Here is a 14,029-nt window from a genome sequence, read left to right on the forward strand (position 1 = left end):
GTCAGGCGGCGGGCGGCAGCACCTTCGCGACGAGCTTGGCCAGCTCGCGCAGCGCCTTGCCCCGGTGACTGATGGCGTCCTTCTCCGCCGGGGTCAGCTCCGCGTTGGTCCGGTCCTGTCCGTCGCCCAGGAAGATCGGGTCGTAGCCGAAGCCGCCGTCGCCGCGCGGCGCGCGCAGCACCCGGCCGGACTGCCGGCCGTCGACCAGGTGCTCCTTGCCGCCGGGCAGCACCAGCGCCACAGTGCAGACGAAGGACGCGGCCCGGTGCTCGTCCGGCACGTCGGCGATCTGGTCCAGCACCAGCTGAAGGTTGGCCCGGTCGTCGCCGTGCTGGCCGGACCAGCGGGCGCTGAACACCCCCGGCATGCCGTTGAGCGCGTCGACTGCGAGCCCGGAGTCGTCGGCGATGGTCGGCAGCCCGCTCTGCCGGCAGCCCTCCCGCGCCTTGATCAGCGCGTTCTCGCCGAAGGTCAGGCCGGTCTCCGGCAGCTCCGCGTACTGCTCGACGTCGTCCAGCCCGAGCAGGGCGATCCGGTGCGCGCCGAGCGCGCCGTCCAGGATCCGCTGAAGCTCCACCAGCTTCTTACGGTTACGGGTGGCGAGCAGGACCTTGTTCATGCGAGTGCCTTCCGCTGGGCTTCGGCCAGATCCGCGCACCCGGCCACGGCCAGGTCGAGCAGGCTGTCGAGCTGGTCGCGGGCGAACACGCCCGCCTCACCGGTGCCCTGCACCTCGACGAAGTCGCCCGCGCCGGTGCACACCACGTTCATGTCCACCTCGGCGGCCACGTCCTCCTCGTAGCAGAGGTCGAGCCGGGCCTCCCCCGCGATGATCCCCACGCTGACCGCCGCCACCGAACGGTGCATCACCTTCTCCGGCTTGCCAGCGAGGGCCTTGCGGGCGGCCAGCCAGCCCACCGCGTCGTGCAGCGCCACGTACGCGCCGGTGATCGCGGCCGTGCGCGTGCCACCGTCGGCCTGGAGCACGTCGCAGTCGAGCACTACCGAGTTCTCGCCGAGCGCCTTGAGGTCGATGCTGGCCCGCAGGCTGCGGCCGATCAGCCGGGAGATCTCGTGGGTACGCCCACCGACCCGCCCCTTGATGCTCTCCCGGTCCGAGCGGGTGTTGGTGGCCCGGGGCAGCATCGCGTACTCGGCGGTCACCCAGCCGAGCCCGGAGCCCTTGCGCCAGCGGGGCACGCCCTCGGTGACGCTCGCCGCGCAGAGCACCCGGGTGCCGCCGAACTCGACGAGCACCGAGCCCTCCGGATGGGTGCTCCAGCCCCGGGTCAGGGTCACCGGTCGGAGTTGAGAGGGCCCTCGCCCGTCAGGTCGCGCCATGCCCTGCACCCTATGCGGTGCGGCGATCCGCTTCGCCCTGGGTGTCCCGAGCAGTGTCCGCGTCGTGCACCCGCAGGAATCCGGCGACCGCCGCCGGCCAGCCGAACTCCTGTGCCCGGGCCCGGGCGGCCCGCCGCCGCGCGGCCTCCGGCCGGGCCACGAGGCGGGTCACGGCCTCGGCCATCGACGCCCCGGAGCCGTACGCGGCGATCCCGGCCGAGCCGACCACCTCGGGCAACGCGCTCGCGGCGTTCACCACCACCGGGGTGCCGCAGGCCAACGCCTCCAGCCCGGCGAGGCCGAAGGTCTCCACCGGGCCGGGCGCGAGCACCACGTCCGCGCTGGCGAGCAGCGCGGCCACCGCCGCCCGGTCGGGCAGGTGACCGGTGAACGTGACTGGCAGGCCGGCGGCCCGGCGGGCCAGCGACGCCCGCAACGGCCCGTCCCCGGCCAGCACCAGCACCGCCGGCACGCCCGAGCGGCGCAGCTCGGCGAGGGCTTCGACCGCCAGCTCCGGCCGCTTCTCCGGAGACAACCTGGCGCAGTGTACGAGCAGCAGTTCGGTCGGGTCGGCGTAGCGCTCCCGCATCGCCGGGTCGACCCGGTCGGGGTGGAAGGTGTCCAGGTCCACCCCGAGCGACACGAGATCCACGTTGTCGGCGCCGATGCGGTCGAACTCCTCGGCCGCCCACCGGGTCGTGCACACGATCCGGTCGTACGCCCGGCTGGTGGCCCGGTTGAGCCGGTCCGCGACCGGCCGCCGCAGCACGTCCGGCACACCCCACTGGCCGAGCAGCCCGGTCAGCGACTCGTGCGAGACCATCACCGACGGCACCCCGTGCGCCTTCGCCCAGTTCCCCGTCCAGCGCAGCGACGACCTGTCGGACACCTCCAGCCGGTCCGGCGCCAGCTCGGCGAGCACCCGGGCCAGCCGACGCCGACCAACCAGCAGCCGGTAGCCGCCGGTGCCGGGCAGCTCCACGCCGGGCAGGGTCACCACCCGACCCCACGGGTGCCACTCGTGTGCGTCGCGTCGACCGGGCACCACCAGCACCGGATCGTGCCCCGCCGCGCGGTAGCCCTCGCCGAGGTGGCGCAGCGCGGTGCGCAGGCCACCGGAGCGCGCGGTCACGAAGTTCGCGAGCCGGACGATCCGCAGCCCGCCGGCCGTCCCCGTCACGACGCGGCCGGCAGGCCCACGGTGGCACCCTGGGCGCGTACCGCCCGGTAGTGGCCGACCAGCTCGTCGCCGACGGCCGCCCAACTGCGTCGGCGGACCGCGGCCCGGGCGGCCACCCCGTACGCCCGCCGCCGGTCGGCGTCCCCGGTGAGCTCGGCTACCGCGGCGGCGAGGGCGTCGCCGTCGGCCGGCGGGACCAGCAGCCCGGTCGTTCCCGAGTCGACCAGATCGACCGGCCCGCCACTGGCCGGCGCGACCACCGGCACCCCGGAGGCCAGCGCCTCCTGGAGGGTCTGGCCGAAGGTCTCGTGCGGCCCGGTGTGCACGAACACGTCCAGGCTGGCGTAGAGCCGGGCCAGGTCCTCGCCGTGCTGCACCCCCAGGAAGTCCACCCCCGGCAGCGCCCGGGTCAGCTGGCGGCGGGCGGGGCCGTCGCCGGCCACCACGACCCGCACGCCCGGCAGCCGGGACGTCGCCGCGAGCAGCTCCACCCGCTTCTCCGGGGCCAGCCGGCCGACGTAGCCGACCAGCAGCTCCCCGCCGGGGGCCAGCCGACGCCGCAGGTCGTCGCACCGCTTGGCCGGATCGAACCGGACGGCGTCCACGCCCCGGCCCCACAGCCAGATCCGCTGCACCCCGTTGGCGATCAGGTCGGCGGCCGCCCGGGTCGACGGCGCGAGGGTCCGCTGCGCCAGATTGTGGATCTCCCGAAGTCGTCGCCACGCGGCGGCCTCACCCCAGCTCACCCGGTACGCCCTGGCGTAGGCCGCCACGTCGGTCTGGTACACCGCCACCATGGGCAGCCCGTACCGGCTGGCGAGGGTTGCCGCGCGGGCGCCGAGGATGAACGGACTGGCCAGGTGCACCACGTCGGGCGCGGCCGACAGCAACGCCCCCGCCAGCCGGGTGGTGGTCGGCACGCCCAGCCGGAAACCCTGGTAACGGGGCAACGGCACGCTCGGGATGCGCACCACCGGGTACGGCAACCCCTCGATGTCCCGCCCTGCCGCCCCGGGCGGTGCGGGTGCGATGACCACCGGTTCGTGGCCCCGGGCCAGCAGGTGCTCCGCCGTGCGCACCACGGAGTGCGCGACGCCGTTCACGTCCGGCGGGAACGACTCGGTCACGATGGCGATCCGCATGCCCACACCGTGCTGGTGCCACGGGTGCCCCAGGCGACCAGCCGCTGACCGGCCGGCGAACAGTACGGCACAACACCGCCGCGAGGCGGTCAGATGTCGTAGCTGGCGCCGGCCCGGACCACCTCGAGTGGGCCGGTGTACGCGGCGGCAGCCGACTCCAACGTGTGCGCCTCGCTGCCCCACGCCGCGACCAGGTGAGTGAGCAGCAGCCGCCCCACCACCGCCTTGGTCGCCGTCTCGCCCGCCTCCCGGCCGGTCAGGTGCAGGTCCGGAGGATTGTCCACGCCGTCGAGGTAGCTGGCCTCGCACAGGAACACGTCGGCGTTCTGGGCCAGGCGCAGCAACGCGTCGCAGGGCGCGGTGTCCGACGAGTAGCACAGCGACCGACCGCCGTGCTCCAACCGCACGCCGTACGTCTCGACGGGATGGTTGACCCGGTCGACGGTGACGGTGAACGGCCCGATCGGGAACGTGCCCGGCTGCAACGCGTAGAACTGGTAGACGTCCTCCACCGTGCCGTCGTCGCCGTAGGCGGCGCTGAGCCGGTCCGGTGCGCCGGAGGGCGCGTACACCGGCAACGGCGGGTAGGGGCCGTCCGGGGCGTACCGGCGGACCACCACGTACGACGCGGCGTCGAGGATGTGGTCACAGTGCAGGTGGGTCAGCAGGATCGCGTCGGGGGCGTGCAGCCCCACGTAGCGTTGGAGGCTGGACAGCGACCCCGAGCCGAAGTCGACCAGGAGGCGGAAGCCGTCCGCCTCGACGAGATAGGCGGAGCACGGCGACTCGGGGCCGGGGAAGCTACCGGCACACCCCAGGACAGTCAGTCGCATCGGGTCGTCTCGCTGTCACTGTCAGTAGCAGCCATGCCGGCGGTCGTCCCGGCAATGATCTCTACCGACGCGTACGCCACGCTGCGCAGCCTACGCTGGGGTGCCCGAGGACAAGAATCATCCGTTGGAAGTTGTCACGAACGTGACACCCGCTCACAGCCCAGGTGCGACAAACGGGCCATCGACGCGTACGCCGGCGGCCCGTTCGCGCAAGACCCCTGCGATCAGGCCCAGAGCTGACCCTCCAGCGCGTCCTCGGCATCCGCGAGGGTGCCGCCGTACGCGCCGGTGGACAGATACTTCCAGCCGCCGTCGCAGACCACGAACGCCACATCGGCACGCCGGCCGTCGCGGACCGCCTCGTGCGCCACCGCGAGCGCGGCGTGCAGGATCGCCCCCGTGGAGAAGCCGGCGAAGATGCCCTCCACCTCGACGAGCTGACGGGTACGCAGCACCGCGTCCCGGGTGCCGACCGAGAAGCGCCGGGACAGCACCGAAGCGTCGTACAGCTCCGGCACGTACCCCTCGTCGATGTTGCGCAGGCCGTAGACCAGCTCGCCGTAGCGCGGCTCGGCCGCCACGACCTGGATGCCCTCGACCTTCTCGCGCAGGTAGCGCCCGGTGCCCATCAGGGTGCCGGTGGTGCCCAACCCGGCCACGAAGTGCGTGATGGTGGGCAGGTCGTGCAGCAGTTCCGGACCTGTCGTCTCGTAGTGCGCCCGCGCGTTGGCCTCGTTGCCGTACTGGTAGAGCATCACCCAGTCCGGGTGCTCGGCGGCGATCTGCTTGGCCGTCGCGACGGCCTGGTTGGAGCCGCCCGCCGCCGCCGAGAAGATGATCTTCGCCCCGTACATCCGGAGCAGCTGGACCCGCTCGGTGGAGACGTTCTCGGGCATCACGCAGACCAGCCGGTACCCGCGCAGCTTGGCCACCATTGCCAACGAGATGCCGGTGTTGCCGCTGGTCGGCTCCAGGATGGTGTCACCCGCCCGGAGCCGGCCGGCCTCCTCCGCCGCGCGGACCATGAACAGCGCCGCGCGGTCCTTGATGCTGCCCGTCGGGTTCCGGTCCTCCAGCTTCGCCCAGAGCCGCACCGGCGGTGCGCCGTCGGGCACCGTCGGCGAGAGCCGGGGCAGACCGACGAGCGGCGTGCCACCACAGGCGTCGAGGAGGCTGTCGTACCGCGCCATGGCGGCCGCCCTCAGCGCGCGGCGACGGCGGTCGCGGCGCTGTGCGAGCTGATCGCCGCTGCCGCAGCGCTGTGCGAGCTGATCGCCGCTGCCGCAGCGAAACCGAACGCGCCGCCGGCCACGGCCGGCAGGATGGTGACGCTGTCACCGTCGGAGAGCTTCGCGTCGAGCGCGCCGAGGAAGCGGACGTCCTCGTCGTTGACGTAGACGTTCACGAAACGGTGTAGCGCGCCGGCCTCGGTGACCAGGCGGCCACGCAGCCCGGCGTGCCGGGAGTCCAGGTCGGTGAGCAGGTCCGCCAGCGTGTCGCCGGCGCCCTCGACGACCTTGGCGCCGCCGGTGTAGCTGCGCAGGATGGTGGGGATGCGAACCTCGATGGCCATGATGTCGTGCTCCTCAAACGGGTGTGCCAACGGTGACGGGACGGAGAACGGGTGCGAACGCTGACGGGTCAGCGGCCGGAACACTCGTAGTCGACCGTCGCCGGGCTCTGCCCGAACATGTAGGACTGCACGGCGTGCGGGTCGATTCCGGCCTCCACGATCTGGACCGGCTCCTCGGTCACCACGCCGTCGACGATCCGGAACGACCGGATCTCCTCCGAGTCGGGCTCACGGGTCGAGACGAGCAGGTAGTGCGCGCCCGGCTCGCCGGCGAAGGACACATCCGTCCGGGACGGGTACGCCTCGGTGGCGGTGTGCGAGTGGTAGATGACCACGGGCTCCTCGTCCCGGTCGTCCATCTCCCGCCACACCCGCAGATGCTCCATCGAGTCGAACTCGTAGAAGGTCATCGACCGGGCGGCATTGTCCATCGGGATGTGCCGGGTCGGGGTGTCGCTGCCGACGGCACCGGCGACGACGCCGCACGCCTCGTCGGGGTGGTCCCGGCGCGCGTGGGCGACGATCGCGTCAATGATCGACCGGTCGATGCTCAGCACGTGCACCAGCCTAACGCCTAGTGGGCGGGCCCTGAAGTGGTGCCGGTCACGCCTAGTCGATCAAGGCGTTTAGCAGCGACTCCTGTAGATACCCGAGATACGCGTAGACCGACAGCTGGAACACCCGGCTGGAACCGGGATCCTCGGTCACCGCGTCGTCCAGCTCCTCACCCAGATCCGTGCCGTCCTTGATCTCCAGCCGAACGCCCATCGCCAGCCGCGCGTCGTTGAGCGCCCGCAGCCACGCCTCGGCGGCCTCGGCGTCCAACCGCACCTCGCCGCCGGCCTCGTCGGGCAGCGCGGCCAGGATGGCCCCCGCCTGGTCGATCTTGGCAGTCTTCAGATCACCCTCGGTGTAGCGGCGGAACTCGGCGGTGCCGCTCGCATCCTCCGGGTAGACGGCCGGAAACAGCCGGCCCACGACCGGGTCCGTGTGGTCGAAGCCGTCGGTGAGCAGGCCGACCACCTCGGAGGCGACCTTGCGCAGCACCCGCACCTCGTCCACGGCGAAGGTGGCGACATAGCGGCCGGCCTGGCGCCGGAACATGCTCACGCCGCCAGCTCCGTTCGCGACCGTGCGGATCGCCGGCCCGGCACACTCGACGCGCTCACGAGCGGTCCACCGTCGCCCACAGCCCGTACGCGTGCAACTGCGACGCGTCGTGCTCCATCCGCTCCCGGGCCCCCGTGGAGACCACGGCGCGGCCCTTGTGGTGCACGTCCAGCATGAGCTGCTCCGCCCTCTCCCGGCTGTAGCCGAACAGCTTCTGGAAGACCCAGGTCACGTACGTCATCAGGTTGACCGGGTCGTCCCACACGATCGTCACCCATTGCCGGTCGGGCGCCGGCACCTCGTCAGTGGCCGGCGTCTCGACCGGTGCAACCTGTGGAGCCGCCATGCCCCCCATCGTGCCACCGGTTTCCCGGAACCGAGGAACCGGAACGCCGGGCGAACCAGGATCACCCGCCGTGGCCACCCCGAAGTCGGCCCGCACCCCGTCGGACGCGAGGCGCGGTGCGAGCCCGAGCCGGGAGATGGCCACGCCGTCAGGCGAGCAGGATGCCGTGGTCGACCGCATCGGAGAGCACCACGCCCAGCGAGAGACGGATCACCTCGAACCGTCGGGAGATCTCCCGGGAAAGCTCCAACTCGACCTCCCGCAACGCCCGCTGGGACCAGGCCCGCGCGGCGCTGTGGTCATCGTTGCCCGGGGTACGCCACTGCTGCCAGCACCCGCCGGAGAGCGCCACCGCGACCGGCGGAAGCACCTCGTCACGGGTCACCGTCGGGTAGCCGGCGAGCGCGTCGATCGCCTCCGTGCCGGTCAGTCCGGCCACACCCGCCGTACTCGTGATCAGCAGCACCCGGTCCAGGTCGCGCCCGGCGCGGTGATCCGCCAGGCCGTACTGGACGGCGGTGGCGATCCGGCGGCGGACGCCCTCCGCCGGTGTCCCGCCGAGCACCTGGGCGGCGGTGTCGGCCACGATGCCCCGCACCGCGTGGTCGCACTGGGCGGTGGCCAGCAGCGACAGCGCCGCCATCTCCCGGTCGAGCAGGTCCGGTAGGCCGGCGCAGCCGACCCCGAAGACGATCTCCTGGACGGCCCGGAGGTGGATGTTCGCCAACTCCAGCGCCAGGTGCTGGCGGATCCGCTGGGAGCAGGAGCGGATCTGCCGGTCGAGCCGCTCGGACCAGTCCCCCGGCTCGGCGGACACCGCCACCCGGTCGTGCTGCCCCGGCAGCACCGGCGGATCGGCGCTGGCCCGCTGCAACCCCTCGTTCGCCGACCAGCCCACCAGCGCCCGGCGCAGGTCGGCTGCGGAATCGGCGCCGTCGACCGGGAACCACCGCGAGCCCGCCAGCGAGGGGACCGCGGCCAGCAGCGCCGCCCGGTGTGCCTCGACGATCACCGCCACCGGGTCCACCTCCCCCGGCCGGCCGTCGGCCGGCGAGACGGACGCCCCCGCGTCCTCCGTCAGCGCCCCGCCGTCGGCCGGTGGCGCCCAACCCGCCGCACCCGGCGTCACCGCGAAGACGACCTCCACTGCAGCGGCCGCCACCTCGGCGAGCAGATTCAGCTCCTGGGCCGTGAACGCCTGGTCGGCCGCGATCACGAAGAGCAGCGCGCCGGCCCGGCCGACCGCCTCGCGCAGCACCCTGACGCCGGCCACGCCGAGCGCGCCCGTGTCCGGTGTGTCGATCAGGGTGAAGTGGCGCAGCAGGGGTTCGGGCACGCTCAGCTCGACCCGCCGCGGTGGCCGGGCCAACGCCGGGCCGGCGGCGTCCCGGTCCGCGCCGTACGAGTGCGGCTGGCGGTAGCCGGGGACGAAGGCCGCCCGCGTGGGCACCTGGGCGTGCCGGACCAGCAGCCAACTGCCCGCCGGCACGGTGAGCATCACCGGGTCGAGCCCGACGAGGCTGGCGAGGACCGCGCGCCGGTCCGCGCCGGCCGGGCCGACGGCGACCACGCCGAGCGGCTCGTCCGCGCGGGCACCCGGCACGCCGAGATCGGTGGGCAGCGGGGCGCAGCTCGGCGGGTCGGCTGAGCTGGCCATGTCGCCGGCCGAGTCGAGCGAGGGGAGAGGGCCCTGCTGCATCGGGTGGCCTCCCGGGGCAGGCGACCGGCACGCCGGTCGCGTGGAAATTCCGGTGACACTACCCGGATGCCGGAAGAGTACGTTCGGCCGGCCGACCAGGCGGAACACATCGGATACTCACCGGTAATTGTGCCACTACTCAACTTCGGTGCGTGACGATGCGGGCGCGGACGGAATTCGATGGATATGCTGCCCGGATGAGTCGATGGCAGTTCGTCGGCCGGACCGACGAGCTCAACCGCCTGCTGGCGGCGGTGACCGGCGAGGCCGGCCGAGGGCTCTTCTTCAGCGGCAGCGCTGGCATCGGCAAGAGCCGGCTGCTGCGCGAGGGGGTCAACACCCTGCCCACCGACAGGTACGCGATCTGGTCGATCGCGGCCAGCGCCACGACTGCCGCGCTGCCGTTCGGTGGGCTGGTGCAGGTCCTCCCGGCGGAGCAGCCCCAGGGCCTCTCCCCCGCCGGCATACTCCGCTGGGCGCTCGGCGTTCTGCAACAGCAGGCCGCCGGCCGCCGGATCGTGCTCGCCATCGACGACGCGCACCTGCTCGACCCACCCTCCGCGGCGCTGGTGCATCTGGTCGCCCGCGCCGACAACGCCACAGTCGTGGGCACCCTGCGCGACGGCGAACAGATCCCCCTGCCGATCCGGGCACTCTGGACCGACGACCTGGTCGAGCACGTCGAGCTGACCCCCATGCCACCGTCGGAGACCGCCGGCCTGCTGGCGGCGATCCTGGGCGGCCCGGTCGACGCCGGTTCCGCCGACCGGCTCGGCCGGCTGTCGGCAGGCAACCCGCTGCTGCTGCGCGAGCTGGTGCACGCCGCCAGCGGCAGCGAGGAGCTGAAGCGCACCTACGGGATCTGGAAGTGGACCGGGCGGCTGGAGCTGGCGCCCAGCCTCACCGACCTGATCGACACCCGCGTCGGGCAGCTCACCGACGGCGTTCGTACGGTCGTCGAGCTGGTCGCCTTCGGTGAGCCACTCGGCCTGCACCTGCTCAACCAGGCCGCCGAGCAGTCCGATGTGGAGTGCGCCGAGGAGCGCGGCCTGATCACCGTCATCCAGCACGACCGGCGGACCAACGTACGCCTGGCCCACCCGCTCTACGGCGAGGTGATGCGTCGCCGGTGCCCGGTCAGCCGCACCCGACGCCTCCAGGCGCACCTTGCCGAGCTGCTGGAACAGGTCGGCAAGCGCCGCCGCGACGACCTGCTGCGGGTGGCGGTCTGGCGGCTCGACTCGGGCACCGCACAGGACGCCGCCCTGCTCGTGGACGCCGCGATGCAGGCGTTCACCCGCTACGACGTACCGCTGGCGACCCGGCTGGCCCGGGCCGCGCTGAACGCCGACGGCGGCTCGGACGCGGCGGAGCTGCTGGCCACGATTCTGATGTTCGCCGACCGACCGGACGAGGCGATCACCGTTCTCGACGCGGTGACCCTGGAGCCCGGGGACGAGCGGCGGCTCTGCCGGTGGCTGACCGTGCGCGGCATGGTCAGCTACTGGGGGCTCAGTCGGGAGTCCACGGTGGAGGAGATCGCGAGCCGGGTCGAGCAGCTCGGCGACTCGGCCGACCGCGCCCGGGTGCACGCCTTCGAGGCGATCATGCGGCTGCACCGGCTCGACACGACCACCGCCGTACGGCTCAGTCAGCGGGTGCTCGATCGGCCCGCGGCCAGCATCGCCGCCCGTGAACTGGCGCGCAGCACGATCGCGTACGTCCAGGCCGCCCAGGGTCAGCTGACGCGCAGCGGTGCGGCCATCGCGCAGGTGCACTCCGCCGCGGCCAGCTGGCGCACCGACATGCCGTACCTGCAACTGGCCCTCGAGCTGGCCCGCGGCACCCGGCTCATGCTCACCGGCGACCTCGTCGGGATCGACGCGATCGTGGCGGACGAGTTCGCCGACCTGGCCGGTGCCGGCGACTTCCGACTCGGCACCGGATACCTGGCCATCCTCCAGGCGTACGCCGCGCGGCTGCGCGGGCAGAGCGACTCGGCGATGCGGACGTCGTTGGGCGCCTGCGCGGTGCTGGCGACCAGCCGGGTCTACGCCGGTCTGGCCCAGGCCGAGCGGGCCCAGGCGGCGGCGCTGCGTGGCGACGCGGCGCAGGCGGCCGAGGCGATGGCCGAGGCCGACCGCACCCACGCGCCGGGCATGGCGGTGCTCTACCCGTGGCTGGAGCAGGCCCGGGGCGCGGTGCTCGCCGCGTCGGGTGACCTGCCGGGCGCGGTGAAGCAGCTCAACGACCTGGCCGACCGGCTGCGGGCGGACGGTTTCGCCGGGCACGAGGTGCACGTTCTGCACGACCTGGTCCGGTTGGACCAGGCCGGCGCGGCGGTCGGGCCCACCTGTTCCGACGGCGGGCGGCGCACGGTGGCGCAGCGCCTCGCCGAGCTGTCCGAGCAGGTGGACGGGGTGCTCCCGCCGCTGCTGGCCCGGCACGCCCGGGCCGCGGTGACCGACTCCGCCGCGGATCTGCTCGCGGTCGCCGACGACTACGCCGCGCTGGAGCTGACGGTGTACGCCGCCGAGGCCACCGCCCAGGCGCTGCAGCGGCTACGCCAGCAACAGTCGGTGGCGGCCGGCGAGGCGCGCGAGCGTCTGGCCGGGCTGCTCGGCCGGTGCGACCTGATCCGCACGCCGGCGCTGCGGGCCGGGGCGCCGGTGCTCACCGAACGCGAGTGGCAGGTGGCCCGCCTCGCCGCGCACGGTGCGACCAGCAAGGCCATCGCCGAGCGGCTCTATCTTTCCGCCCGCACCGTGGAGAACCACCTGCAGCGGATCTACACCAAGCTCGGCGTGACCGGCCGGTCCGAGCTGTGGGCCGCGCTGCGGTCGATCCCGGGCCACGAAGGCGGCGGCGCGGGCTGAACCTTAGGCTGGGGCGGTGAGCACCCTGGGCCCCGCGCTGCTGACCGACCACTACGAGCTGACCATGGTCAGCGCCGCACTCAAGGACGGCACCGCCGACCGCCGCTGTGTCTTCGAGGTGTTCAGCCGTCGGCTGCCCAGCGGCCGGCGTTACGGCGTCGTCGCCGGCACCGCGCGCCTGATCGAGCTGATCCGCGATTTCCGGTTCGACCCGGCGGAGGTCGATTTCCTGCGCCGCACCGGAGTGGTCGACGAGGCGGCGGCGGCCTGGCTCACCGACTACCGCTTCACCGGCGACATCGACGGGTACGCCGAGGGTGAGCTGTTCTTCCCCGGCTCGCCCATCCTGACCGTCTCCGGCGGCTTCGCCGAGTGCGTGGTGCTGGAGACGGTGGCGCTCTCCGTGCTCAACCACGACTGCGCAGTGGCGGCCGCCGCGGCGCGGATGGTCACCGCTGCCCGGGGCCGGGCGCTGATCGAGATGGGATCGCGCCGGGCGCACGAGGAGGCCGCGGTGGCGGCGGCGCGGGCCGCATACCTGGCCGGTTTCCGGTTCACGTCCAACCTCGCCGCCGGCGAGCGCTACGGCATCCCGACGGCGGGCACCGCGGCACACGCGTTCACCCTGCTGCACGACGACGAGCGGGCCGCGTTCGCCTCGCAGGTGGCCACGCTGGGCAGGGACACCACGCTGCTGGTCGACACGTACGACATCAGCCAGGGCATCCGCAACGCGATAGCGGTCGCCGGGCCGGAGCTGCGGGCGATCCGGATCGACTCGGGTGACCTCGCGGTGATCGCGCAGCAGTCCCGGGAACTGCTGGACTCGCTGGGCGCCACCGAGACGAAGATCATTGTCTCGGGTGACCTGGACGAGTACTCGATCGCGGCGCTGGCCGCCGAGCCGGTCGACATGTACGGCGCGGGGACGGCAGTGGTCACCGGTTCCGGGGCGCCCACGGCGGGGCTGGTCTACAAGCTGGTCGAGGTCGAGGGCCGCCCGGTGGTGAAGCGCTCCGAGCACAAGGCGACCATCGGTGGGCGCAAGGTCGCGGTCCGCCGGCACAAGCCGACCGGCACCGCCACCGAGGAGATCATCGTCCCGCAGGGCGTGCCGGACCGGCAGGCCAACGACCGGATGCTCCAGCGCTCGTACGTGATCGACGGCGAGCCCGTGGGTCTGCCCACCCTCGACGAGTCCCGGGAGCACCTGCGCGAGTGCCTCATCTCCATCCCGTGGGAGGGGCTGAAGCTCTCGGCCGGCGACCCCGCGGTGCCGGTCACCGTCGTACCCGCCGGCTGAGCCCGCTGATCCGTTCTCGAAGGGACCCCCGATGGCCAACGCGCTGATCATCGTCGACGTGCAGAACGACTTCTGTGAGGGCGGCTCGCTGGCCGTCGCGGGCGGCGCCGGAGTGGCCGCCGGGATCTCCCGGCTGCTCGCCACCGAGCCGGACCGATGGGCGCACGTGGTCGCCACGAAGGACTATCACATCGACCCGGGCGCGCACTTCGGCGATCCGCCGGACTTCGTCGAGTCGTGGCCCCGGCACTGCGTGGTCGGCACCAGTGGCTCGGAGTTCCACCCGGACCTGGAGACCGGTCGGGTCGAGGCGATCTTCCACAAGGGCGAGCACGCGGCGGCGTACTCCGGGTTCGAGGGGCACGCCGACGACGGCGAGTGCCTGGCCGACTGGCTGCGTCGGCACGACGTGGACCGGGTCGACGTGGTCGGCATCGCCACCGACCACTGCGTCCGCGCCACCGCCCTCGACGCCGCCCGCGAGGGCTTCGCCACCACCGTCCTGCTGGAGCTGACCGCCGCTGTCGCTCCGGAGACCACCGACGTGGCGCTGCGGGCGATGGACGGCGCCGGCGTGATCCTGGACGGCGAGCCTGTGATCAGGGCCGCATGAGGCGCTAATTGGT

The 14,029-nt window shown here is 73.2% G+C and carries 14 protein-coding genes; 3 read left to right on the forward strand and 11 right to left on the reverse strand.

The window, feature by feature from the left end; all coding sequences use genetic code 11:
- Nucleotide 1: 1 nt before the first annotated feature.
- From rdgB to B0E54_RS02095, 11 genes are all read right to left on the reverse strand, one after another.
- Nucleotides 2–619, reverse strand: coding sequence for an RdgB/HAM1 family non-canonical purine NTP pyrophosphatase (gene rdgB, locus B0E54_RS02045; protein ID WP_234581499.1), 618 nt, complete (start codon nt 617–619; stop codon nt 2–4).
- A complete protein-coding gene (rph, locus tag B0E54_RS02050; RefSeq protein ID WP_234581500.1) occupies nt 616–1,341 on the reverse strand; it encodes a ribonuclease PH in 726 nt (241 codons plus the stop codon). Before rph ends, rdgB begins: the two co-directional genes overlap by 4 nt.
- 10 nt (nt 1,342–1,351) lie before the next feature.
- On the reverse strand, nt 1,352–2,521 hold the full coding sequence (locus tag B0E54_RS02055) for a glycosyltransferase (RefSeq protein ID WP_234581501.1): 1,170 nt from the start codon (nt 2,519–2,521) through the stop codon (nt 1,352–1,354).
- A complete protein-coding gene (locus B0E54_RS02060; RefSeq protein WP_234581502.1) occupies nt 2,518–3,663 on the reverse strand; it encodes a glycosyltransferase family 1 protein in 1,146 nt (381 codons plus the stop codon). The genes B0E54_RS02055 and B0E54_RS02060 overlap by 4 nt, the downstream gene beginning before the upstream one ends.
- Nucleotides 3,664–3,752: 89 nt before the next feature.
- The gene (locus B0E54_RS02065; protein ID WP_234581503.1) at nt 3,753–4,496 is read right to left on the reverse strand and encodes an MBL fold metallo-hydrolase; all 744 of its coding nucleotides are present in this window, start codon (nt 4,494–4,496) and stop codon (nt 3,753–3,755) included.
- 224 nt (nt 4,497–4,720) lie between these two features.
- Complete coding sequence (locus B0E54_RS02070; protein ID WP_234581504.1) at nt 4,721–5,686, reverse strand: PLP-dependent cysteine synthase family protein; 966 nt, start codon at nt 5,684–5,686, stop codon at nt 4,721–4,723.
- Between the two features lie 11 nt (nt 5,687–5,697).
- Nucleotides 5,698–6,069, reverse strand: coding sequence for a MoaD/ThiS family protein (locus B0E54_RS02075; RefSeq protein ID WP_234581505.1), 372 nt, complete (start codon nt 6,067–6,069; stop codon nt 5,698–5,700).
- A 68-nt stretch (nt 6,070–6,137) separates the two neighbouring features.
- The gene (locus tag B0E54_RS02080; RefSeq protein ID WP_308195324.1) at nt 6,138–6,626 is read right to left on the reverse strand and encodes a M67 family metallopeptidase; all 489 of its coding nucleotides are present in this window, start codon (nt 6,624–6,626) and stop codon (nt 6,138–6,140) included.
- Nucleotides 6,627–6,678: 52 nt separating this feature from the next.
- Nucleotides 6,679–7,173, reverse strand: coding sequence for a DUF2017 domain-containing protein (locus B0E54_RS02085; RefSeq protein WP_234581563.1), 495 nt, complete (start codon nt 7,171–7,173; stop codon nt 6,679–6,681).
- 61 nt (nt 7,174–7,234) lie between these two features.
- Nucleotides 7,235–7,525, reverse strand: coding sequence for an ATP-dependent Clp protease adapter ClpS (gene clpS, locus B0E54_RS02090; protein ID WP_234581506.1), 291 nt, complete (start codon nt 7,523–7,525; stop codon nt 7,235–7,237).
- Nucleotides 7,526–7,673: 148 nt separating this feature from the next.
- A complete protein-coding gene (locus B0E54_RS02095) occupies nt 7,674–9,224 on the reverse strand; it encodes a hypothetical protein (RefSeq protein ID WP_234581507.1) in 1,551 nt (516 codons plus the stop codon).
- 197 nt (nt 9,225–9,421) lie between these two features.
- Between B0E54_RS02095 and B0E54_RS02100 the strand changes: the two genes are divergently transcribed.
- The 3 genes from B0E54_RS02100 to B0E54_RS02110 are packed head-to-tail and all read left to right on the forward strand — an operon-like array spanning nt 9,422 to nt 14,016.
- Nucleotides 9,422–12,100: a LuxR C-terminal-related transcriptional regulator gene (locus B0E54_RS02100; RefSeq protein ID WP_234581508.1), complete on the forward strand. Its 2,679-nt coding sequence runs from the start codon at nt 9,422–9,424 to the stop codon at nt 12,098–12,100.
- 16 nt (nt 12,101–12,116) lie between these two features.
- A complete protein-coding gene (locus B0E54_RS02105; protein WP_234581509.1) occupies nt 12,117–13,403 on the forward strand; it encodes a nicotinate phosphoribosyltransferase in 1,287 nt (428 codons plus the stop codon).
- A gap of 31 nt (nt 13,404–13,434) precedes the next feature.
- Nucleotides 13,435–14,016, forward strand: coding sequence for an isochorismatase family protein (locus B0E54_RS02110; protein WP_234581510.1), 582 nt, complete (start codon nt 13,435–13,437; stop codon nt 14,014–14,016).
- Nucleotides 14,017–14,029 lie beyond the last annotated feature (13 nt).

Origin of the sequence: Micromonospora sp. MH99 (assembly GCF_021442385.1) — a bacterium.
Classification (GTDB): Bacteria; Actinomycetota; Actinomycetes; order Mycobacteriales; family Micromonosporaceae; genus Micromonospora.

Coding starts and splice junctions, on each gene's coding strand:
- rph (WP_234581500.1), bottom strand. CDS start 1,341: ATGGCGCGACCTGACGGGCGAGGGCCCTCTCAACTCCGACCGGTGACC.
- B0E54_RS02070 (WP_234581504.1), bottom strand. CDS start 5,686: ATGGCGCGGTACGACAGCCTCCTCGACGCCTGTGGTGGCACGCCGCTC.
- B0E54_RS02095 (WP_234581507.1), bottom strand. CDS start 9,224: ATGCAGCAGGGCCCTCTCCCCTCGCTCGACTCGGCCGGCGACATGGCC.
- B0E54_RS02065 (WP_234581503.1), bottom strand. CDS start 4,496: ATGCGACTGACTGTCCTGGGGTGTGCCGGTAGCTTCCCCGGCCCCGAG.
- B0E54_RS02110 (WP_234581510.1), top strand. CDS start 13,435: ATGGCCAACGCGCTGATCATCGTCGACGTGCAGAACGACTTCTGTGAG.
- rdgB (WP_234581499.1), bottom strand. CDS start 619: ATGAACAAGGTCCTGCTCGCCACCCGTAACCGTAAGAAGCTGGTGGAG.
- B0E54_RS02100 (WP_234581508.1), top strand. CDS start 9,422: ATGAGTCGATGGCAGTTCGTCGGCCGGACCGACGAGCTCAACCGCCTG.
- B0E54_RS02075 (WP_234581505.1), bottom strand. CDS start 6,069: ATGGCCATCGAGGTTCGCATCCCCACCATCCTGCGCAGCTACACCGGC.
- clpS (WP_234581506.1), bottom strand. CDS start 7,525: ATGGCGGCTCCACAGGTTGCACCGGTCGAGACGCCGGCCACTGACGAG.
- B0E54_RS02060 (WP_234581502.1), bottom strand. CDS start 3,663: ATGCGGATCGCCATCGTGACCGAGTCGTTCCCGCCGGACGTGAACGGC.
- B0E54_RS02085 (WP_234581563.1), bottom strand. CDS start 7,173: ATGTTCCGGCGCCAGGCCGGCCGCTATGTCGCCACCTTCGCCGTGGAC.